Here is a 20,981-nt window from a genome sequence, read left to right on the forward strand (position 1 = left end):
AATCACCTCGAACCCACCCTGCTTGAACCACTTGTTTACCCTAAGCCAGGCTGGTTTCTTGCACGATCGGTTCCAAGGTCTCCCATTGCAACTTGCCCGTTAAACGATGGAAGGTTTCATCGTGTAAGACGACCAAGTTCAACCAGCCATTTTGCACCAAGTCTTGCAGCGATTCGTGTTGCTTGATGATGCTCAACACCGCTTCTGGGGCCGCATCGATCACGCCCAGCAGTCGCAGCGGTTGGTGTTGCAGTTGATTGCCATCGTGCACTGATTGGAACGGCAATCCGGTTTGCAGGTCACCGCCGTTGCCCGACAGGATCCCAAAGCGTCCGACGACGTTGTGCACGGTCTTCGATCCGCTGCTGTTGTACACCGGGTTCACCACCGAGGCGTAGTATTGCAAATTGATCCAGTGAGCGACGATCAAGGGTGCCGTCATGATCTGTTCCAAGACCGCTGATTGAGGGTCCTTGGTTTGATCATAGCTATGCAAGAAGGTTCGTCCCGACAAGTTGGCTCGTTTGGTTAGGTCTCGCGATCCGACCACGAAGGCAGCGTTGCCAGCGAGGCCCCACTCTGGTCGCACTTCGGACCAGTCAGCGCTTCGTCGGAAGAGATCCTGAGCCTGGTTGCCTGGCAGGTCTGCCATTCGTTCGCGTCTGGTTTTCGCGGACGCAGGGGCCATCAGTTCTTGCAGGTCATCGATGTCGACTTGATGGCTGTCAGGCACTTGGTCCGTCTCAAACAGTTGCACTTGGTCCGTGGTCGTATTGTGGAGTGCCCCGACGAACACCGTGTCCAATGGAATCTCGATGCCGCGTTTGGCAAGTGCTTCTCGAATCATCGGCTGGTTCAGCAGTTTGGCAGCAAAGCGAGCGTTGGCGTCACCAGCGTGACCACCGCAGGCACCGCACTGCAAGCCTGCTTGCAGTGGGTTGTTGTCCGTTTGGCAACCATGGCCGCAGAGCACGACGAGTCGAGCAAAGGAGTCCACAATGCCGATCCCACGAAGGATGGATTCGGCGAGGTTGATTTGGTCGCTCTTGTTGATGCCTTGTGGACCCAGTCCCCGAAAGGTTGGCCCCAGTCGATCGGTGGCTGAATAAGCATCTTTGCTAAAGCGAGCCAGGGTTTTCTTGGCCAGTTTTGGCGCGTACAGCAAGCCCAGTGATTCGACGTAGCCAAACATTCCAACGGCGCTGCACTGAAAGTTTTTCCAGGCCTGGCAAAGGCTTTGCCAATTCAATCGTCGCTGGGTGACCGTTTGTTCTACAGACGCTTCGTCACTGCCTTCCTTGACTGTAAAGCTGGGCTGTATCAGGGCTGGAACATTCACACTGCCCTGCTCTGTTGCCAGCCTTTCGTATTCCATGGGGACACCAAAGAAACCTGCGAATCCGTAGGTAGCCATTTCATTGCTGCAGCTTTCTAGATGTCTTCGGTAGCGTTCGCTTCGAGTGTCGATGCAGAACACCATCTGAGCGAGCTTTCGCGTGCTCTGGTTGTCATTGGGTTGCCTGTCCATCGACTGTAACAATTGACTTCGGTACGCGATTTCGGCCGCGCGTTGCAGCGTCAGGCAGATCAAGTTTTGCAGATTGCTGGGGGAGGCTGCCTTGGCTTCTGCAAGTCGGTTGGCCAGCGAAGGCCAGTGTGTCTGCCATTTCAGCTTCTTGCTCAAGACGGTTTCATAGGCCAATCGCATCGCCAGCAGCGCCGCAAAGTCGTTGTTTTCCAGCCCTTGGTGGGTGTCCTGTCGATGACGGTACTTTGTCCAGCTGGCCCACCCGGGGATCGTCAACGCAACGCACAGCAGGTAGTCGTCCCACAGTTGATCTGGCACGCCAAGTTCATCGAGCAAGGCTTCGATGGCTGCTTCGGGAGTTGCGGGCAGTTGTTTGACCAGGCGACGGAAGTTTGACAAGCCGATGATTTCGATGCTGCGATCAAGGCTGGCAGCGGACTTCCATGCTTGGTAGAGCGGCAAGTCTTGATAGGGGCTGGCCCATGCGGCTTGGCCTTGATCGTAATGCGCTGAACAGTGCTTGGTGATTTCGTTCACGATCGTTGCCGCCCAGTCGCTGCCCGTGTTGCGATCAATCGATTCGCTGGTCATGAACAGGATTCGATGTTGAGCAGGCGAAGCGGCAGCCGGGTGAGGATCAGCCGGTTGCTCTGGGTGGTTGAGCCAAGCCAGAATCTGATTGACGTCGACGCTTTCAGCGCCCTCCACGCCATCGGCCACCATCTCGTCGATGGCTGTGTTGAGATGCTGCTTTTGCAGACTGCCGTCTTGCAGTTGAGCCGCAAAGTGATCCACTGGTAGCAATGTTTGGTGATTACTGATCGTGCCCAGCAAGCCGGTGGCCTGCAGGAACGTTTGCTCGGAATAGCCGCTGTACGGATTGACGGCAACAAAGTCCTGAAGTGGAAAGACCGGCATGATGCGTTGCCATACGCTGTCGATCACCGAGTAGATTCCGGTGTGGTCCGCTTGTCCGGAAGCCAGGTCAGTGCTGGCAGACGATTCGTGATTCAATGATGGATTCATGTGTTTTTAATGCGTGTGAAGTGTGGCTTGGGGGTGTGCTGCGGTGTGCTGCGGTGTGCGTTTGGCTTGACTGGAAGTTGGTTTGATCACCATCGGTGCCGTTAGGATTTGGCGCCCTTAGGATTTAGCGATTGGCATCGCGATACGGCGGACGAGGTCGTCGACGTAAAACCCGTTGCTGGCATGGACTCGAATGGCTGCTGCCAGGGCAGTGTTTTTTTGCCGAACCAGAGTGAAGCTAGCCAAGAACACCACGATGAACAGCGCACCGAGTGACCACATTGCAATGGGGGACAGTCCTGTTGCAGCGGTGCCGATCGACGTTGCCGTCATCCAGTTGACCGCTGCGTAACCTGACAGGTACACCAAGAACAGCAGCGGTGTTGCGAAGAGGCCAGCTTTCCAGGTCGATGTTCGAGATTGGGCGAACGAGTGCCAGAGCATCACGGCAATCGCCATGCACCAGATGGCTGCCAGCAGGAATCCAGATGGTTTTTCGCTCAAGTTCATGCCCAGCAACCAGCAGGCGGCGTAAACCAGGGCCCCGAATAGTCCCGCAGCCAGTCCAGCGGTAACGACTTGGGAACCAGCACTCCATCGGGAACCGGGGTTGGCGGTGCTGCGTGATGGAGCTTGATCAAGAATGTTGCCGCTGTTAAGGAACGCATAAGCTTTGTAAATCGAGTGCGCGACCAGGTGCAGCATCGCTGCACTAAACGCACCTAAGCCGCACTGCATCATCATGAAGCCCATCTGGGCGATGGTTGAATAAGCCAGTGAGTGTTTGATGCTCGTTTGAGTCATCATCGCGAGGCCGGCAAAGCAAGCCGTCAGCGCCCCGATCGTGGCCGTCGTTGCCATCGCCGATGGGCTCGCCAAGGCCAGTGGGCTGAAGCGAACGATCAGGAAGCCACCGGCATTGACGATGCCCGCGTGCATCAGAGCCGAAACAGGAGTGGGGGTTTCCATCGATCGGGGCAGCCAGCCGTGGAATGGAAACTGGACCGACTTGAGCATCGCACAGCCAAACAGCAGCCAAGCGATCGAGGCATGGATCGGTTGGACCTTGCCCAGGTTTGCCAGTTCTTTCGCACCCGCTAAGACGAACGCGATGTCAAGTGTGCCAAAGGCTTGATAGATCAAGACAATCGCCACCAAGAGCAACGCATCACCGCAGCGTGCGGTCACAAACTTTGTCCAGGCCGTTTCCACCGCTGCTGGTCGATCAGAGTAGTGCATCAACAAGCCGTGAAGTCCGACGCTGGTGCAGACCCAACCCAGAAAGAAGAATGCCAGGTTGCCAGAGAGGCTGATCAGAGACACCGCGCCGATGGTGAACGAGAGTCGTCGAAAGTACTGTGCTTGTTGGGATTCGCCATCTAGATAGCGGATTGAGAATCGCGTCACGACCCAACCGATGAAGCTGACCAGTGGCAGCATGAAAGCACTCACGCCGTCGTAGTAAACCAGTTTGTTCAAACCAAAATCGGCGGCGCTGGCAGAGAGCGCAAACTCGATCGGGTTGCGGTCATCGATTGCAAACCAAACGCTCAGGAGGACCGCCAACACCAATTGAACGCCGACCAATCCAGAGACAATGCGTCCTAGTTTGGGCCCGTTCACGTGAGCGACACCACTCATTCGTGTCCCGATCGCTAAGGCCGCAAAGGCTTGCGCGAGCAGTAGAAAAAGAATCAATTCCATTGCACAAAGACTCCCAGATGAAAATGCAACTGAATGTTGTTTCGTGATACGAATCCCGTGACGACGCCCATCGTTGGTGCACAAAAAAAGCCGATTGCGAATCATTCAACTGATTCTGCAACCGGCTTGTCCGTGCAACCCAATGGATCGCTACGGCATAGGCGTTTGTTTAAAGGGTCGAGCTTGCCAGTGGCACACTGTCCCACTCGCACTCTCTATTGGCGCGCATCGGTAGCGCAGCGATGGAGTTTGCTGCCGCGATCGATGAGCGCACAAAAAAAGGCCGAAAAGCCACACGCATGTAGCTTTTCGGCCTTCTTCGCACGAGCATTTAATCTCGGCAACCAAAACCTGTTTTCACGGCAACTGTCTGTTTCCTGCGTGGATCGGAACTTGCGAACCGATCATCAAGACTCAACTCAGTCTTCTGTCGTGAATTGTCATAACCTTAAGCACGTCTTGAGCCTCAGTCAAGAGGCAAACCCGAAAACGTTGCACTGGTCCTGACTGCCGACGGTCAATTTGCAATTCAACGCGGGCTTGAATTCCAAGTCGCGGCCGCCATCACCAGGCCCGGCAATCATGGGCGATCGGCCTGGAGTGGTGATTAACGTTCAGCTATCGCGAAACTTGGGCGGATTCTCAAGCGTAAAGACGATGATGCGTTCGCCGGTTTTGGCGCTAATGTCCGTGTGCAAGCTGATGGGATCGCTGCCCAGAATTTCTTTGACCACTGCGTCCAGCAGAGGCCTGCCATGCTGGATGAGTTCCTGTCGGACTTGTTTGATCAAGTAGCGTCCCCGATCGCGTTCTTCGGCCTCGGCCAGTTTCAGTTCAGCTGGTGTCAGGACCCCTTTGAGCCGCACCAAAATCATGTCATCAACGATGTACGTTCTGGTCTCCAGTGGGCCGCGACCCATGAACTCCTTTTCAAAGCGAATGATGGCCTGGCTGATATCGCGTTCAGTTTCGCGTTTGGATTTCATCGTTGGCATGACGGGCGATGGACTCAACAGAGCAAAGAGTGGGCTAGGCGCAAACGGCACTCCCAGACTATCGGGCCCGGGCAAATCGTCAATAGCCTAGTCGGTCGGCTGAAGAGCAGCCAAGAGATGATTCGAGCTGGCGATTCGGCCGCCGCGCGGTGATGCTACGCGTCCGCCGGCTCAGCTTGCCGTGATCGTCTGACGCAGGTCTGGTCCAGCCTGTGTCCCTGAATCAGTGGCCACGTTTGCCAAGTGCAAACGCGGCCCCGCCCAGAGCGAGAAGGTACTAGCGGCTGACGGCTGGCCTGTTGTCGGCGTCGCCAGAGAGTGTCCGGCGTGTCGACCGTCCGGAGGGGCCGTTCTATTCGGCGGCCCATAAGGTGCCGTCGACCAGCAGCTTTAAAAACGTTTTGTCTTCGAAGGTTTTGCTGCTGTGGCCATACGTGGTGCCAAACACACGTGCCTTGCCGTATTGGTTGGCCCAGACGACGGGATGTTCCTTGCCATCTCGCTCGCTCTTGCTGGTTGCCAGGACGGTGGTGTTCGGCCAAACCTTTTCGATGATGTAAAGCTCATCAAATTCGATCACATGCCCGTCGGGAAAGGACTTCATGGCGGGGTGATCTTTGGCTTTGACCGTCACCGGGTAAGCGCTTTTGTGATCGTGGCGGCGGCTGGTCACGCCCAGCATTTGCCGCCAGTCGTCGATGTCCGCGTTGCGATAGGTGTGCATGGCGCAGTGAATCACCACTGCGGGTAAACCTTCGAGGTGCGGTTTGGTGATTGTGCGAATGTATTCGGGGTTGGTGGTGTCGGCGAAGCATTCGTTGTGAATGCAAACGTCGAATCCCTTCGGCCAATTGGGGTCCCCGTAGAAGTCAATCTCAGCTTCGGTGCCTTTGCCGCCTTCGTTGACGACAGTCCAGTTCACATCGACTCCGGCTTCCTTGAACGCCAGTTGCATGGACTTCGTTTGGAAGTCGTAATCATGGCAGCATCCGCTGGTGATCAGCAGGATGTTCAGTGGGCGTCGATCGTCAGCGGTTGCGGAATCAGCCTGGGTGAGCTGAGTGGCGCAGAACAGAAAACAAGTGGCGAGGCTGGTTAGCAGTGAGCGTCGAGAGATCATGGAAGTGAATCGGTGGGGAAAGCAGGAATCGGGGACGCGGTGTCTCTAGTAGTTGTCTCGAACGTCCACGGCATCGAGGACTTTGGTGTTGCGTTCGACCGTGATCACGGTCACTCGCTGGCGGAGCCCGTCTCGGCTCTCAGCCGTCACCGGCAGCACCTGACGTTTATCGGGGAGTTTCATCCGCAGCGTGAAGGTGCCGTCTTCTTTCAGCTTGATGGGATTGCCATCCAAGCTGACGTTGGAGCCAATCGCCGAGCGTCCGAAGACGATCAGTTCTGCGTCGACTTCAAAAGGTAGGTTGGTTTGTCGGGCCAGCGGGGGGTTCGTGCCCTTGGTCGGAGCGTTTCCGCCGGTGGGCATTGCTCGTTGCAGACGCTGTTCAAAGACGCCTTTCAGGTCGGTGTTGTTGCTTTCCAGTCCGCCGCTGAGTGCATAGATGCGTTCGTAGTCGTCGGCGATGTCATTCCAGTGTTCGTCCAATCGTTCACATTGGCCGGGGCTGGGCGTTTCGACAATGTTGCTGCGGCAGATGCAGTGGAATTGGTCATCGTCGACCAAGTAGCCGATGGCGACTCGGAATCGCGACGGCGGGTCTTGAACGTCGATGTACCAATTGTCGACGCCGCCGTGAATGGGAATGTCGCGCAGCACCGTTTCTGCGTTATTGTTCGCCGATCCTTCGACGTGCAGAAGTCGCAGGATGGGGGTCGACGTCAGCCAACGCTCGGCCAGCGATGACTCGGCGCGGGCGACGGTCGCACGAGTGATTTCCCAGTTCGCCTGCAGCCAATAGGCGTCGCGAACCAGCAGCACGATGCGATCGCTATGCGGTTGTCCGGTGCGAGCACCATTGCCACCGCGATTGACGGCGGTTCCGCCAACCAGCGTTCCCGTAGACAGGTCGCGGTTTCGCTGCGCCTGTTCGCGCTGACGTCGCAGTTGTGCTCGAATGCGTGCGGTTTTGGCTGACACCCGTGGGGCCGGCATTTCGGGAAGCGGCCGATCGTTCAGGGAGATGTTGCCCCGAGATTTGCCTTTACGAGCACCTGACGCAGACTTTGTGTTGCTCACAGACGTTGATCCGCCGGCAGCCGATGATTTGGCTTCGGCTGGTTTGCGGGCGGAGCTGCGTTTGCTTTCCGAGGCTGCTTGCGGGGGAGTGTTCTTGGTGGCCCGTTTGGGTTTGGATTTCTGTGGGCTCGATTTTTTATCGTTCTCCAGAGTGGTCTTGGCGCCCGAGCGGCTCTTGGTGACGCTGGATTTATCGCTCGCGGATTTCCTGGCGCTGGGGCGAGCGCTGGGCTTGGATTTGCTGGCAGCGGCTTTCTCGCTTGTGCCCTTCTCGCGGGCTTTGCGGCTGGCTTTCCGCGCAAGGCGACGATGAGTCTTGCTGATCGCGTCGACCAATTCGTCTTTGCGCATGCCGTGCCAGCCAGTGATTCCATAATCCTTGGCAATGGCGGCCAGTTCGCGTCGGGTTTGAGCTTTCAATTCGGCGGTTTTCATGGCGTCAATCTGCTCCGGAGTTGCGGAGTAACCAGCTGTCGGTAGGCGGGAGTGACCGTTGAACCATCGCAAGGCGGGATAAGATGGATGGTTCGAGCGGGTGAAAGAGGCTGGTTGTGGATAGGGTGATCAGGTGGTGAGGAAGAAAATTCCAAGGGTTGGCAAGCTTGCTGAGGGATCCTGGTGGTTGGCCGCTGAATCCTGGTGAGTGGTCAGTGTCCTGGTGAGTGGTCAGTGTCCTGGTGAGTGGTCAGTGTCCTGGTGAGTGGTCAGTGTCCTGGTGAGTGGTCAGTGTCCTGGTGAGTGGTCAGTGTCCTGGTGAGTGGTCAGTCGCCACCGTGCTTGGCAAGGAAATGGTCGCGAGGCTTCGCAAGCCGTCCCTTTGGGTGATTCGCACGGTTCTTTGGGCGGTTTCTTTGCCGCTGATCTGGACGCTGGTGGCCATTAATGGAACTTTGCTTTCCCCAGCTCATTATGTCAGGCCTTGGGCATCCGTCCATAGCTTGAGTCAAAGAAACTCGGGAGCGGCGGGCAATCAAAGCCATTTCGGCGCAGAATCACTGATTTTGGGGGCTAGGAATTTCGTTTGGGGGGTGACAGTTGGTGCGATGGTGTCGGTTGGACGCCTCGTTCTGCCGGCTGGGTAAGAGTTTGGTGCGGCGATCGGTCGCTGCACCTTTCCGTGTTGGCTTAGTTTGTCACACTTACCGCACTTCGATCGCGACGGGAGTCAGTCGTCTGAAATTGGAGTGTTTTGTCACGTTTGGGATCGTTTCGACGCCAAATTGAGGCAGACACTCGGTTTGGGCGTTGCACACACGGCCGACCGAAACGCTGTCGGCAATTCAGGTGTCTCTGTTCGGTTCGGTCATTGGCGTTTGTGGGCCTCTGTGAGGGAGATTCATGACAGGTTCAGAGCCGATCCCAGATCCAATTGATGCAGGTCCAATTGATGCCGATCCTGTGCAAGCAGGTTCGCAAGCGGAGTTCAATCCGCAGCGGCCGGCTGAAGATTCAGGCTCGACGCAACAACAGCTCGGTTCCGCAGGATCCAGTGGTGCCGTGGCTGGCCGCGTGATGGTGATGTCCGGAGCCGGATTGGAGTTGGCGGCGACCGTGTTGGTCTTTGGAGCAATCGGCGCCGGGTTGGATCGCTGGTTGCAGTCCACGCAGTCGCTTGGATTGGTGTTTGTCGGGTTGGCAGGTTTTGCCTTGGCGATGTATCGCTTTATCAAGCAAGCCATTGAGGCAACTCGGCGTGCCAGCGATGAGGCTCGTTTACGAAAAACGACTTTGGATCCAGGTCAGCAGGTGAAGGAAATTGGCGAAGATCGGCCATAAGGACGATTGGTCGCAGGTTGAAGTTGAAAACCAAGGTGCACAGTAGTGATTCCTTGGACTAACTTTCGGCCCAGGGTTGGCAATGCGGTGAACACAAACGCATGGTCGGCTCGGCAGCGAACAGGTCTCGGCAGTGCACCGGTGCCGCAGTACAACCGTATCACAGGACAACCGTCCCTTTGTATTGTTGTACAGCTGTACCACAGTGCAGTCGAAGCTTGGAGCGAGGTCCCTTGATGATTGGGTTCCTACAACACCATAATCCGGCCCGAGCGTTTACCGTTTGTGGTTTGGTGCTGGTCGTTGCTTGGTTGCTCGGTCTGGCAGTGGCTTGGTTTGCGGTTTGGATTGGAGTTGCACCGCGAGGTGAATTACCGCCAGTGGATTGGATGTTTGCCAGTCTGATTGGTGGAGGCGTTGGCGTGATGGCCGTGGTTCCGGGAGTGGTTTCGGAATGGTGTCAGCCACAAGCCAGTCCGGTTGAGCGATCGATCAGCAATATTTTGGTTGCATCATCGATTCGGCTCGTTGGGACTGTTGCAGTTGTGGTGATCTATGGTTATCAAATGCCCGCCGAGAAGGTGCAGATCGCGGCGCTGATTTTGGTGTGGTATGTGTACCTGACGTCGGTTGATGTCGTGGTGTTGGCTTTGGTTTTGCCTCGCCTCGACAAACGTCATCATTCAGGAAATTAGAATTACGTTCGGCAGACATCGATGAATTCGTTACTTCTCGCAGAAGATATTCTCTCGCACGTTGTGCCGCATAACGTTGGCGGGCCGTTGTTTACGGTCACCGTCGGCGGCCCTGACCTGGATGTTCCCGCCCTGTTTATCAAAGGCGGAATCTACGAGTTTTATCTCACGAACCACCTGATGATGACCTTCGTCGCGGCGGTGAGTGTGATTTTAGTTTTCAGTTATGTCGCGTCAAAGGTGCGTGTCAAAGGCGACGGTCTGGAGGCTTACCAGACCAAGGGCCGAGTGGCGCAGCTTTTCGAAGCGATGTGTTGGTTTATTCGTGACGAAGTTGTGCGTCCAAACCTGCACGAGAAAACAGATAAATACATTTCCTATGTCTGGACAGTTTTCTTTCTGATTCTGTTCGCCAATATTTTAGGTTTGGTGCCGTTTGGTTATTCGGCGCAGTTGGTTTCCATGATTTGGCAAACCAAGGAAGATGCCCAGAGTTGGTCGCATTTAGGCGGCACAGCAACCGGCAACTTGTCCCTGAACTTAGTGTTGGCGTTGTGCAGTTTCATCGGCGTGATTTACGTCGGGATTAAAGAGACTGGCGTGAAGGCATTTTTTGCCCACTTCAACCCCATGGGCTGGGACGGTCCGAAGGCGATGACCTTCGGGATCGGGTTGCCAATGTTTGGCTTGGAGTGGATGGGCTTGGTGATCAAGTCCGTTGTATTGGCCATGCGTTTGTTCGGGACCATGTTGGCAGGCCACTTGGTGATCGCTGCGATTGTGCAGTTGGTCAGTCAGGCGGGCCAGGTGTCACATATGCTCGGCTACGGGGTCTCGGTGGTTGTGGTGCTTGGGTGTGTGATTTTGACCTTGCTTGAACTGTTTATCTGCATGTTGCAGGCGTTCATTTTTACCTTCCTGACGGTGCTGTTCATCTCCGCGACAGCTCACGATCACCATCATGATGAAGAAATAGACTACGAGGCTGATCCGTTCACGGATGAGGCTCAAATGGACCTCGATAAAATTGTTGAGCCTTCACGGCTAGCTGGATTGTCCAGTTAGTTTGTCGAGGCCGAACCTAACCCTTTGAATTTTTCCTTTTGAGATTGTCTGACGCCGCAGTTGGTGCGGGCAACGATAGAAACCTAGGAGCGAGAAAAGATGATCGATTTCGCAATGATGCTTGCACAAGAAGCTTCCACCATGGGCGTCATGGGCATCGGTATTGGTATGGGCTTGGTCATTCTTGGTGCTGGACTTGGCATCGGGAAGATCGGTAGCAGCGCTGTAGACGCCATTGCTCGTCAGCCAGAAGCTGGCGGTACCATCAGTACTCAGATGCTGATTTCTGCGGCTCTGATCGAAGGTGTGACCGTCATCGCATTGGTCTTGATGTTCCTGAAGTAAGTCGGATTGGCGCCTTAAAGCGGGCGGTTGTGTTCACTGGGATCGGTTTGGCAGCGTGAAGTTGCTGGTCGGTTCGAAAGCTGACGCTGCCCTTGCCTTGAACCAGTTCAACGAAATGTTTAGGTATCAGACATGTCCTATTTTCGTAACACGATGACCACCAGCCTGCTCGGCATGCTGCTTGTTGGTTGTTTCGTGCTTTCGCCAGCGAAGGCAACTTATGCCGCTGCAGATGAACAAGCTGCAGCCGAGCATGAAGAGCCCGTTGCCGGTGAAAATCACGACGACAAAGCTGACGCGCACATCGAGCATGACGCTCATGCTGATCATGAGTTGCCGCCGATTCTGTCGGCTAATCCAGGCTCCGCGGTTGTTAACTTGACGATCTTTTTGCTGACGTTCGCGTTGCTGGCAAAGTTCGTCTGGCCCGTGATTCTGGGCGGCCTGCAAGCTCGTGAAGAGAAGATTGCTTCTGATCTTCGCCAAGCAGAGCAGTCCCGTGAAGAAGCACTTAAGTCGCAATCTGAATACGAAGCCAAGCTAAGCGAAGCGGCGACGGAGGCACAGACTGTTCTGGCCGATGCTCGACGTGACGCCGAAACCAGTGCCGCCAAAATCGTTGACGAAGCGAAAGCAGACGCGAAACGACAAGGCGACCGTGCCCTGGCTGATATTGAAACGGCTAAGAAAGTGGCTCTTGCTGAAATCGCCGACCAAACCTCGGGCATCGCCATTAGCGTTGCCAAGCAGGTCGTGGGACGTGAAATCAAAGCGGACGATCACGCCGATTTGATTAGCAAGGCTTTGAAGCAGGTCCCTGGCGATAGCTAAGCCCTCGTAATTGTCGGGGACGTTGCTGTGGCAACTGTCCCGGTCAAACAGATTTGTAGGAAACGTCAAAGCACGTTCGGAAGAAGCGATGGATAATCCTGACGCAGTAAAACACGAAACCGTGATGGACACCGGTGCTGAACAGCTGGGCAAAACTTATGCCCAGGCCTTGTTGAGTGCTGCTGAAAAAGCTGGCAAGATCGACTTGGTCGTTGACCAGTTGGTTCAGCTTGTTGACACGGTGTTGGCAGAAAATCCCCAACTGGCGGCTGCCTTTGCTTCACCTCGAATTGAGGTCGAAGAGAAGTGCAGCGTGATTGATAAGCTGTTTGGAGAAAGCCTTGACCCCTTGCTGGTCACTTTTTTGAAAGTGATGGCGGGCCGTGAACGGCTGGGGTTCTTGGGAGCTGTTAGCAGTGGTGCGATTGCTCGCTATGACGAGATGGCTGGCCGCGTGCTAGCCAAAGTCACCAGCGCTGTCGCTCTGGACGATGCGTCGCGAAGTTCGATCACGCAGACCTTGGAAAAGGCACTTGGCAAAACCGTTCGGTTGGAGGAATCCGTCGACGAAAGCTTGCTCGGTGGCTTGGTCATTCGAGTCGGTGACACGGTCTTTGACAGTAGCGTTGCCAACCAGTTGGACGTTGCCGGAAAACGACTGCGCAGTGGCTTCTCCAGCAAACTGGTCGAACACTTCGATCAGATGACTGCAAACTAAGAACAATCAATCGCACTGGCTGATTGCGAAATCCATCGGCCAATGATCACTTTCAAATCGCTGCTCTGTCGACTCCGTTGATGCGGGGACGGTGGGCCAGAGGGCTTGGAAATCGCGGCTGGAATTGCCCGGCACCAGACGGTCATTACCAAGACAAACAAACACCATAACTGACGCATTAGATTGCCATGAAATTTAGCAGCGACGAAATTGCATCGGTCTTGCAACAGGAAATCGAAAACTTCGATAGCAAGATCGACGTTCGTGAAGTCGGTACCGTCCTGGAAGTTGGTGACGGCATCGCACGTGTTTATGGTCTCTCCGGCGTAATGGCCGGTGAAATGGTTGAATTCCCCAACGGGGCAATCGGCCTGGCCTTTAACCTGGAAGAAAATAGTGTCGGTGTCATCATTCTGGGTGACTACCTGACGATTCGTGAAGGCGATGAAGTCAAGGCTCTGGGCACGCTGTTGAGCGTTCCCGCCGGCGACGCGGTCGTCGGCCGCGTGCTCGATCCACTGGGCAACCCACTGGACGGCAAAGGCCCCGTGCAAAGCGACGTCACTCGCCCTGTCGAAATCATCGCAACCGGTGTTGCCGAGCGTCAACCGGTGAGCGAGCCGATGCAGACCGGGATCAAAGCGATCGATTCGATGACTCCGATCGGACGAGGTCAACGTGAGTTGATCATTGGTGACCGGAAAACCGGTAAAACGGCGATTGCGATCGACGCGATCCTGAACCAAAAAGACACCGGCGTTAAATGCTTCTACATCGCTGTCGGTCAGAAAGACAGTGCGGTTGCAGGTGTCGTCGACGTCTTGGAAAAGTACGGTGCGATGGAATACACCACCGTCATCAACGCCGGTGCCAGTGCACCTGCGACGATGCAGTACGTTGCTCCTTATGCGGGAACAGCGATGGCCGAGCACTTCATGTTCAACGGCGAGCATGCGTTGGTCGTCTACGATGACTTGTCCAAGCAAGCCACCGCGTATCGTCAAATGAGCTTGTTGATGCGTCGTCCTCCAGGACGTGAAGCGTTCCCCGGTGACGTTTTCTATTGCCACAGTCGTCTGCTGGAACGCTCCAGTAAACTTAGCGACGAACTCGGTGGCGGTTCGATCACCAGTTTGCCAATCATTGAAACACTTGAAGGCGAAGTCTCGGCGTACATCCCAACCAACGTGATTTCGATCACCGACGGTCAGATTTACGTTCAGCCTGACTTGTTCTTCTCCGGTGTCCGGCCCGCGATGAACCCCGGTATTTCGGTTTCTCGCGTCGGTGGTGCGGCTCAAACCAAGGCGATGAAGAAAGTCTCCGGCGGTTTGCGTTTGGACTTGGCGGCCTTCCGTGCTTTGGAAGCGTTTGCTCAACTTGGTACCGACCTGGATCCAGCCACTCAAGCACAGCTCGACCGTGGTTACCGCATGGTTGAATTGCTCAAGCAGCCTCAGTACCAGCCACTGAACCAAGCACAACAGGTGTGCAGTTTGTACGCCGGGACCAAGGGCTTCCTGGACGATGTGCCAATCAAAACGGTTCAGCAGTGGGAAAAAGCCTTCCTCAGCTTCTTGAGCGACAAGCACGACAAGTTGCTAAGCCGTTTGGAAGAAGAAGGCGCGTTGACCGAAGGAGTCGTTGAAATGCTTGAAGCAGCGATCAACGAGTTCAAAGCCGGCTATCGCCCAACTGAAGAAGGCTAATTCAGCCTGTACACTAATGTCCCGTTTTCCGTGGCCCCTCCACTACCCTTTCGGCTCCGTTTGATAGTTCATGGCCAACGCAAGAGCACTCGATAAGCGACGTAAGTCGATTCGCAACATCCGCAAAATCACGCGGACGATGGAATTGATTGCTACCGCTCGCTACAAGAAAGCAATGGATCGCGCTCATGCCGCGACCGCCTACACCGATCAGCTGACAAAGATCGTCAGCCAATTGGCGGCGGCCGGTTTGCAGGTCAGTCATCCACTGTTGGAACAGCGTCCCGAAACCAACCATGCTCGCATGTTGGTGCTGACCAGTAATCGCGGTCTCTGCGGCGGTTACAACGGTTCCGTCCTGCGTGAAGTGATGCCACGGATCGCTGAGCTTCGCGAGAACATCCCCGACGTTGTCGTCGACTGCAGTGGTAAACGCGGCATTGATGGCTTGGCGTTCCGAGGGGTGGAGACGGATCAACAGTTCCGGAACTTCGAAGATCAGCCAGCGTTCGATGAGGTCGACAAGATCGCCTCGCACTACTTGAACCTGTTCATCACCGGCAAAATGGATCGGCTGGACATCGCCTACACCAAGTTCATCAGCACCAGCAAGCAGATCGCCAAGGTGGAAACACTCTTGCCACTCGCTTCATTGGACGAGGGTGACGACGTGGGCGAAAGTGGAATTACCGAATACGAATTCCTGCCCTCGGCAGAAAGCATTTTGGAAGAGATTGTTCCCGCCAGCTTCAAAGCTCGCTTGTTCAAGTGCTTCCTCGACGCCGCAGTCAGCGAGCAAGTTGCTCGAATGATCGCGATGAAGGGAGCCACCGAAAACGCTGGCGATATGATCAAGCAACTGTCCATGACGTACAACCGAGCTCGCCAAGGTCAGATCACCGGCGAGATCATGGAAATCATCGGCGGTGTGGAAGCTTTGGAAGGCTGATCCAAACCAACCATCGCATCGCCCGACGATCACGATTCAGCAAACAGCATTACGTAAACATCATCCAATTCCAGATTGTTGCTCGCCTTTGAGGCACGGCAAGCCGATTGATCGGCAGCAATCGAATCCACGTTTCAACGAAGAATAGAAGCATGTCCACCGCTACCGAAACTCGTGTCGTCGGCAAAGTCACGCAAGTCATCGGGTCGACGTTCGATGCCGAATTCCCCGAAGGTCAACTGCCTGCGATTTACAACGCTTTGGCAATCAAAAGCGAGCACAAAGGTGTGACCATCGACTTGGTGGGCGAAGTTCAACAGCACCTTGGCGGTGGCCGCGTTCGAGCAATCGCTCTGGGCAGTACCGACGGCATGATGCGAGGCATGGATGTTGTTGATACCGGCAGCCCCGTTTCAGTTCCCGTGGGCAAAGAAACTCTGGGCCGCGTCTTCAACGTTCTTGGCAAGCCGATCGATAAACGCGGTGATGTGGTTGCCGAAGATCACTGGCCCATCCACCGTCAAGCTCCGCCCGTCAACGAACTGTCGACCAACACTGAGTTGTTTGAAACAGGGATCAAGGTTGTTGACCTTTTGACCCCGTTTGTGCGTGGTGGTAAAGCCGGTCTGTTCGGTGGTGCTGGTCTGGGGAAAACCGTGATTCTGACCGAGTTGATCGCTCGGATCGCTAGCAGCCACGGTGGCTATTCCGTGTTCGCCGGTGTCGGTGAACGAACCCGTGAAGGCACTGACTTGTGGTTGGAAATGCAGGAAACCGAGATCGGTCAAACCGGTCGCAAGGTGATCGAGCAAACCTGCATGGTCTTCGGACAAATGAACGAGCCACCCGGGTCTCGTCTACGTGTTGCTCTGTCAGCACTGACCATGGCTGAGTATTTCCGTGATACCACCGGTGCTGACACGCTGTTGTTTGTCGACAACATTTTCCGCTTCAGTCAAGCGGGTTCAGAAGTGTCGGCGTTGCTAGGACGGATGCCTTCGGCGGTGGGTTACCAGCCAACACTGGCCACCGAAATGGGTGCCTTGCAAGAACGCATTACATCGACCAAGCAAGGGGCGATTACATCGGTTCAAGCCGTTTACGTTCCTGCGGATGACCCGACTGACCCTGCACCTGCTACGGCGTTTGGTCAGCTGGACGCGTTTATCTATCTGGAACGTTCGATCTCGGAAAAGGGAATTTATCCTGCGATCGATCCATTGGCGTCGAACTCGCGGATTCTTGATCCACAGTACGTCGGTGATCGCCACTATACGATCGCCCGTCGTGTGCAAACCATTCTGCAGCGTTACCGTGAACTGCAGGACATCATCGCGATTCTGGGTGTCGATGAGCTGAACGAAGATGACAAGACTGTCGTCCACCGAGCTCGCCGAATCGAACGCTTCCTGTCGCAGCCCTTCCTGGTTGCTGAAGTCTTCACCGGTAAGGCCGGTGAGATCACTTCACTGGAAGACACCATTCGCAGTTTCGAAGAAATCTGTGACGGCAAGTGGGATCACCTACCTGAGCAAGCATTCATGTACGTTGGTACGATTGAGCAAGCTGAAGAGCAAGCCAAGAAGATGGAGCAAAAATAATGTCGCTTCGCTGCATCGTTGTCACTCCAGAGAAGACCGAGTTGGACTGTGAAGCCAACGCGATCAACCTGCCGATGTTTGATGGTTCCCTTGGCGTCTTGCCTGGTCGGGCACCAATGATCGGTCGGTTGGGATTCGGTACCTTGCTGCTGGAAACCGCTGCTGGTCCGCAAAAATACTTCGTTGATGGTGGCTTTGCCCAAGTCGAAGACAACGTCGTTAACTTGTTGACCGAACGAGCGCTTCCAGTGGATATGCTGGACGTTGGCGAGTCCGAAAAAGTGCTCCTTGAAGCACTGGAACTGCCCAGCAACACTCCTGAACTGGCGGCCATTAAGGCCACGGCCGTTCTGCGAGCTCGTTGCCAGCTGCGTTCGGCTCGCTAGTCACCCTCTCTGAATGCAAAAGTGAAAGCGGCCCGCACGCCGCATTTGCTGATTGCTCTGTTCCAGACGCGGCAAGTCTTGCCGCGCGGATTTGGCTCGCTTTCGCTCTGAAAGCGGTCGTCTTTCAAGTCGCGTCGCTGCTAGCCCATTTGGTTTGCGATTTAGCATAGTCGCTCGCGGTCAGGTATCGGCCATAGTAGTTCTCTATGGCTCCCATCGCTTCCTGGCCTTTGTCTGGCAGTTTAGTGATGACGATCGAATCCGAACCTCCTTTGTGAGCAACGATCAAGGTGTTGTCATTCATGGTCATAGAATTGACGTCTGCAAAGCGAACCGGTTGCTTCCACTTGCTGAAGTTCATGCTCAGGCAATCGAGGGAAAGCGTTCCCTTTTTGCCGTCGTATTCAACCGGCGGAAACTGACGCTCCACAAATTCGCGTTCGGCGTCCGTGTTGGGAAGGTACCGATAGGCCAGCACCGTTTGGTGGATCTGCCGGAATTCTTCTTCGTAGGCATCCCATTGCTCGCGTTCAGCCTGTTCGGCGCGACCGATCAGATGGTACCAGCGTCCATCGCCGGCCAATGAGAGGCGGTTGAAATGAATTTGGTCGTCAACGGATGTGCCAACCGCTTGTAAGCGAGCATCCAGTGGCGGGTGCGAATCAAAGGGGTGCGAGGTCGACATGTTGCGAAGATCTTCCGTCTGCACAAACGTGGCCGCGTACTCAGTGAAGCCTTCTTCAATGCGTTGGGAGATATCAATGGATTCCAGTTCCTTGGTTTCATCGAACAGCTTGTTTTCGATCGAAGCTCGATAAGTGGAAAAGGCAATCAAACGCAGCATTCCGCTGGCCAAGTCGTTGGCAGAAGTGACTTCTGTAGCGATACGATCAGCACGGAATTCACGCTGACGACGTTGGTGCCCCAGCGTTAGTTCATACAGGCCACGAAAGCACAGCATGAAGAGATAGACCGGCATTGTAATGCCGCCTTGATACAAGGCGTTCAGGTAATGATCGAACCGAGTCAGCAACGGGCCAATCTTCTTTGAATAGGTCGTGTCATCACCGCTGAAGTGCGCCATCTCGTGAGCCAAGATCGCGTCCGCCTCAGATGATTTTAGGTGCTTGAGCAGTGACAGGCTGACGTATAGCGATCGGCCGGTGACGACTTGATCGGTCAACGTAATCGGATGTTCAGTGACAAAAAAGCTGTCGTCAATGCCAGCGACGATTTGATCCGGTGGCTCAGTGCCCACGCGGTTGCAGATCGATGAAAGTTCTTGCCACAGAGGTGCCGCCTCATTTTTTCCAATCACCGTGCCGTTCATGGCGAAGGTATCATCGATGCGTGTGAAGATGCCCTTGATCATCACCACAATGGCACCCAAGGCTAGCAGGCCGACCACAAAAATTAACTTGGGAATGAAGATGTTCATCCACAGCGCCGTCACCCAGTATGACAATGATACGAGCATCAGCATTTGGGCGATGGTTTGAAATGTGCAGAACAATCGTAGCAAATTCCAGCCCCATTTCATGCTCAGGTACTGCATCCGCTGGGATCGCAGCGAGACCACCACACTGGCCAGTCCCAGGACGATCATGCCAACTGCCGATACAACGCAAACCACCGAGGTGAGGATTGACCAGCGATAGAATTGCAGGTCAAAGACGGTCTGAGACGGAAGTTCGGCGGCAAACTCAGGGTCCTGGGCCAGAGTTGACAAAGGAATCGTGCGATACACTTCACTCAGTTGCGTTTTCTGTTCCGCCGTCAGATCCGCGCTTGTAGCAATTTGTTTCAGGGCGAAGTTACGGTACTCGTCGTCCATTGACGACTGCGCGTGATAGAAAAACGCGCCGTTAATCAGAGGGATTAGAAATAGCAGAAAGGCAGGCAGAACAAAGCTTTTGGTAAAGCTAAAGGGCTGGTCTTGCATCGTTGTCACGAAGGCGGAGAGAAGTCTGGAAAAGAAGCGTTTGGGGGAGGAGGCTTTGCTCAATATAACTGAGTCAGCGCTGCCATGCGAATGCCCCAAAAACGAGACTCTCCACGGACGTGCTGTTAGCTGTCCAGTTCCATCGACTCACTCGCTTCAGCAAATCGTTTCTGTGGCACGCCTAACCGATCCAAGATCGAAAGGTGCAACTGTGACATCGAGCTGGCGCGGCCCTGGCCTCGCTGTTTACCTTGCCGAATGCTTAGCTCTCGACCGCCTGCAAGCAACACGGGCAGATTGCGAGCTTCGTGTTCATGGCCATCGGCAAGACTCGATCCGTAGACGATCATGCTGTGGTCTAACAGGCGTCCCTCGGGCTCGTTAATGTCTGCCAAACGCGTCAGGAGATATGCGACTTGTTCCGTGTGCCAACGTGTGACACGGTTGTACATGTCACGTTTTTCGTCTCGCGAATTCCATGACGTCATGCCATCATCGTCTTCTGTTTTGCCACTGATGTCCTTCCAGTGGGACAGCGCGTGCCAAGTGCCTTGGACTCCGTCGATGAAGTTAAAGTAGCGATTGCTTTGTCCATGATCCATCATGAACGTGCAAACGCGTGTGGCATCGCTCCAGAAGGCCAGCACGATCATGTCCATCATGCTTTGCATGTACGCTTGATGGTCATCCGGAATGCCAGCCTCGGGACGTCGCAAGGCGTTTTGTAGGGCGGGCAGATTGGCAGCACGCTGTTTCTGCTTTTCGGCAAACTTGATGCGCTGTTCCAGTGCATGCACGGACTGGAGGTATTCGTCGATGCGATGCCGGTCAGATTGGCCGAGCTGGCGTTTTAAGCTCTTGCTGTGTTCCAGAACCAAGTCAACGACGGCTGGGTCGCCCAAGCCGGATTGACCACTTCGAAACATGCGATCAAAGACGATTCTGGGTTCGATGTCTCGCGGAGCCGGTGTGGTTGCATTGGCCCACGAGATTGCGTTTCGCGGCAGGCTGCTGGTGAAGATGCCTTCACCGCGCACCGAGAGTTCGAGTGATGGCAGTAACGTTTGTCCGTCAAAGTGTCTGGCAGCGATTTGATCGACAGAGGTGCCGCCGGCGTTGATTTCGCGTCCATCAAAGCCGCCGCCTGTGAGCCAAGTTGCCGTGCCCGCAATGTGGCCATTGCCGCGCGGCGTCCACAGGTTGCGAAACACGGTGATGTCCTGGCGATGTTTTTCCAACGGCTGCATCCAGGGGTTTAGCTTTCGCAAGTTTCCCTGCTGGTCAACGGCCTCCGGTTGCCAGGCACCGCCCGCCACTCCGTTGGGAATGTACAGGTACGCCACGCGCCCCGGAGTCTGTTTGCCTGAGCCCGACTCCGGCGCAGCGGCGACCGCCTTGTTCTTCATGGCCTCTAGCAATGGCAGCGACATCGCGGCGGCAGCACCACCAATGCCAGCACCTTTGAGAATCGTTCGACGCGAGAGACGGCGTGAGGATGGCATTTCAGATCGTTGGGT

17 protein-coding genes are annotated in these 20,981 nt (G+C 55.1%); 10 read left to right on the forward strand and 7 right to left on the reverse strand.

Features of this window, described 5'->3' with window-relative positions:
- Positions 1 to 40: 40 nt before the first annotated feature.
- From SV7mr_RS04865 to SV7mr_RS04885, 5 genes are all read right to left on the reverse strand, one after another.
- Positions 41 to 2,554, reverse strand: a complete 2,514-nt coding sequence (locus tag SV7mr_RS04865) for a YbcC family protein (protein WP_145269740.1) — start codon at positions 2,552 to 2,554, stop codon at positions 41 to 43.
- A 117-nt stretch (positions 2,555 to 2,671) separates the two neighbouring features.
- Positions 2,672 to 4,258: a proton-conducting transporter transmembrane domain-containing protein gene (locus SV7mr_RS04870; protein WP_419188107.1), complete on the reverse strand. Its 1,587-nt coding sequence runs from the start codon at positions 4,256 to 4,258 to the stop codon at positions 2,672 to 2,674.
- 614 nt (positions 4,259 to 4,872) lie between these two features.
- Positions 4,873 to 5,244 carry a Na-translocating system protein MpsC family protein gene (locus tag SV7mr_RS04875; protein WP_145269744.1) on the reverse strand — a complete coding sequence of 124 codons (372 nt, stop codon included), beginning with the start codon at positions 5,242 to 5,244 and terminating at the stop codon, positions 4,873 to 4,875.
- Positions 5,245 to 5,605: 361 nt separating this feature from the next.
- Positions 5,606 to 6,373 carry a ThuA domain-containing protein gene (locus SV7mr_RS04880; protein ID WP_145269746.1) on the reverse strand — a complete coding sequence of 256 codons (768 nt, stop codon included), beginning with the start codon at positions 6,371 to 6,373 and terminating at the stop codon, positions 5,606 to 5,608.
- Between the two features lie 45 nt (positions 6,374 to 6,418).
- Positions 6,419 to 7,882, reverse strand: coding sequence for a DUF4912 domain-containing protein (locus SV7mr_RS04885; protein ID WP_145269748.1), 1,464 nt, complete (start codon positions 7,880 to 7,882; stop codon positions 6,419 to 6,421).
- A 903-nt stretch (positions 7,883 to 8,785) separates the two neighbouring features.
- Between SV7mr_RS04885 and SV7mr_RS04890 the strand changes: the two genes are divergently transcribed.
- The 10 genes from SV7mr_RS04890 to SV7mr_RS04935 all read left to right on the forward strand — a co-directional run bounded on the left by SV7mr_RS04890 (position 8,786) and on the right by SV7mr_RS04935 (position 17,522).
- Positions 8,786 to 9,223 carry an AtpZ/AtpI family protein gene (locus tag SV7mr_RS04890; RefSeq protein ID WP_145269750.1) on the forward strand — a complete coding sequence of 146 codons (438 nt, stop codon included), beginning with the start codon at positions 8,786 to 8,788 and terminating at the stop codon, positions 9,221 to 9,223.
- A gap of 236 nt (positions 9,224 to 9,459) precedes the next feature.
- Positions 9,460 to 9,918, forward strand: a complete 459-nt coding sequence (locus SV7mr_RS04895) for a hypothetical protein (protein WP_145269752.1) — start codon at positions 9,460 to 9,462, stop codon at positions 9,916 to 9,918.
- A gap of 21 nt (positions 9,919 to 9,939) precedes the next feature.
- On the forward strand, positions 9,940 to 10,983 hold the full coding sequence (gene atpB / locus SV7mr_RS04900; protein WP_145269755.1) for a F0F1 ATP synthase subunit A: 1,044 nt from the start codon (positions 9,940 to 9,942) through the stop codon (positions 10,981 to 10,983).
- 99 nt (positions 10,984 to 11,082) lie between these two features.
- The gene (gene atpE / locus SV7mr_RS04905) at positions 11,083 to 11,328 is read left to right on the forward strand and encodes an ATP synthase F0 subunit C (RefSeq protein ID WP_145269757.1); all 246 of its coding nucleotides are present in this window, start codon (positions 11,083 to 11,085) and stop codon (positions 11,326 to 11,328) included.
- 132 nt (positions 11,329 to 11,460) lie between these two features.
- Complete coding sequence (atpF, locus tag SV7mr_RS04910; RefSeq protein WP_145269759.1) at positions 11,461 to 12,159, forward strand: F0F1 ATP synthase subunit B; 699 nt, start codon at positions 11,461 to 11,463, stop codon at positions 12,157 to 12,159.
- 88 nt (positions 12,160 to 12,247) lie between these two features.
- Positions 12,248 to 12,877: an ATP synthase F1 subunit delta gene (gene atpH / locus SV7mr_RS04915; RefSeq protein ID WP_145269761.1), complete on the forward strand. Its 630-nt coding sequence runs from the start codon at positions 12,248 to 12,250 to the stop codon at positions 12,875 to 12,877.
- A gap of 188 nt (positions 12,878 to 13,065) precedes the next feature.
- Positions 13,066 to 14,586, forward strand: a complete 1,521-nt coding sequence (gene atpA / locus SV7mr_RS04920) for a F0F1 ATP synthase subunit alpha (protein ID WP_145269763.1) — start codon at positions 13,066 to 13,068, stop codon at positions 14,584 to 14,586.
- A gap of 70 nt (positions 14,587 to 14,656) precedes the next feature.
- The gene (atpG, locus tag SV7mr_RS04925; RefSeq protein ID WP_145269765.1) at positions 14,657 to 15,535 is read left to right on the forward strand and encodes an ATP synthase F1 subunit gamma; all 879 of its coding nucleotides are present in this window, start codon (positions 14,657 to 14,659) and stop codon (positions 15,533 to 15,535) included.
- Between the two features lie 152 nt (positions 15,536 to 15,687).
- Complete coding sequence (atpD, locus tag SV7mr_RS04930; protein ID WP_145269767.1) at positions 15,688 to 17,136, forward strand: F0F1 ATP synthase subunit beta; 1,449 nt, start codon at positions 15,688 to 15,690, stop codon at positions 17,134 to 17,136.
- Positions 17,136 to 17,522: a F0F1 ATP synthase subunit delta/epsilon gene (locus tag SV7mr_RS04935; RefSeq protein ID WP_145269769.1), complete on the forward strand. Its 387-nt coding sequence runs from the start codon at positions 17,136 to 17,138 to the stop codon at positions 17,520 to 17,522. Before atpD ends, SV7mr_RS04935 begins: the two co-directional genes overlap by 1 nt.
- A 124-nt stretch (positions 17,523 to 17,646) precedes the next feature.
- Here the strand turns inward: SV7mr_RS04935 and SV7mr_RS04940 are convergent, their stop codons facing one another.
- A complete protein-coding gene (locus SV7mr_RS04940; protein WP_419188108.1) occupies positions 17,647 to 19,464 on the reverse strand; it encodes a M48 family metallopeptidase in 1,818 nt (605 codons plus the stop codon).
- Between the two features lie 125 nt (positions 19,465 to 19,589).
- Entirely contained in the window at positions 19,590 to 20,966 is a 1,377-nt protein-coding gene (locus SV7mr_RS04945) for a DUF1552 domain-containing protein (RefSeq protein WP_145269773.1), read from the reverse strand.
- Positions 20,967 to 20,981: the final 15 nt, after the last annotated feature.

This window comes from Stieleria bergensis (assembly GCA_007745635.1).
In the GTDB taxonomy this organism is placed as follows: Bacteria; Planctomycetota; Planctomycetia; order Pirellulales; family Pirellulaceae; genus Stieleria; species Stieleria bergensis.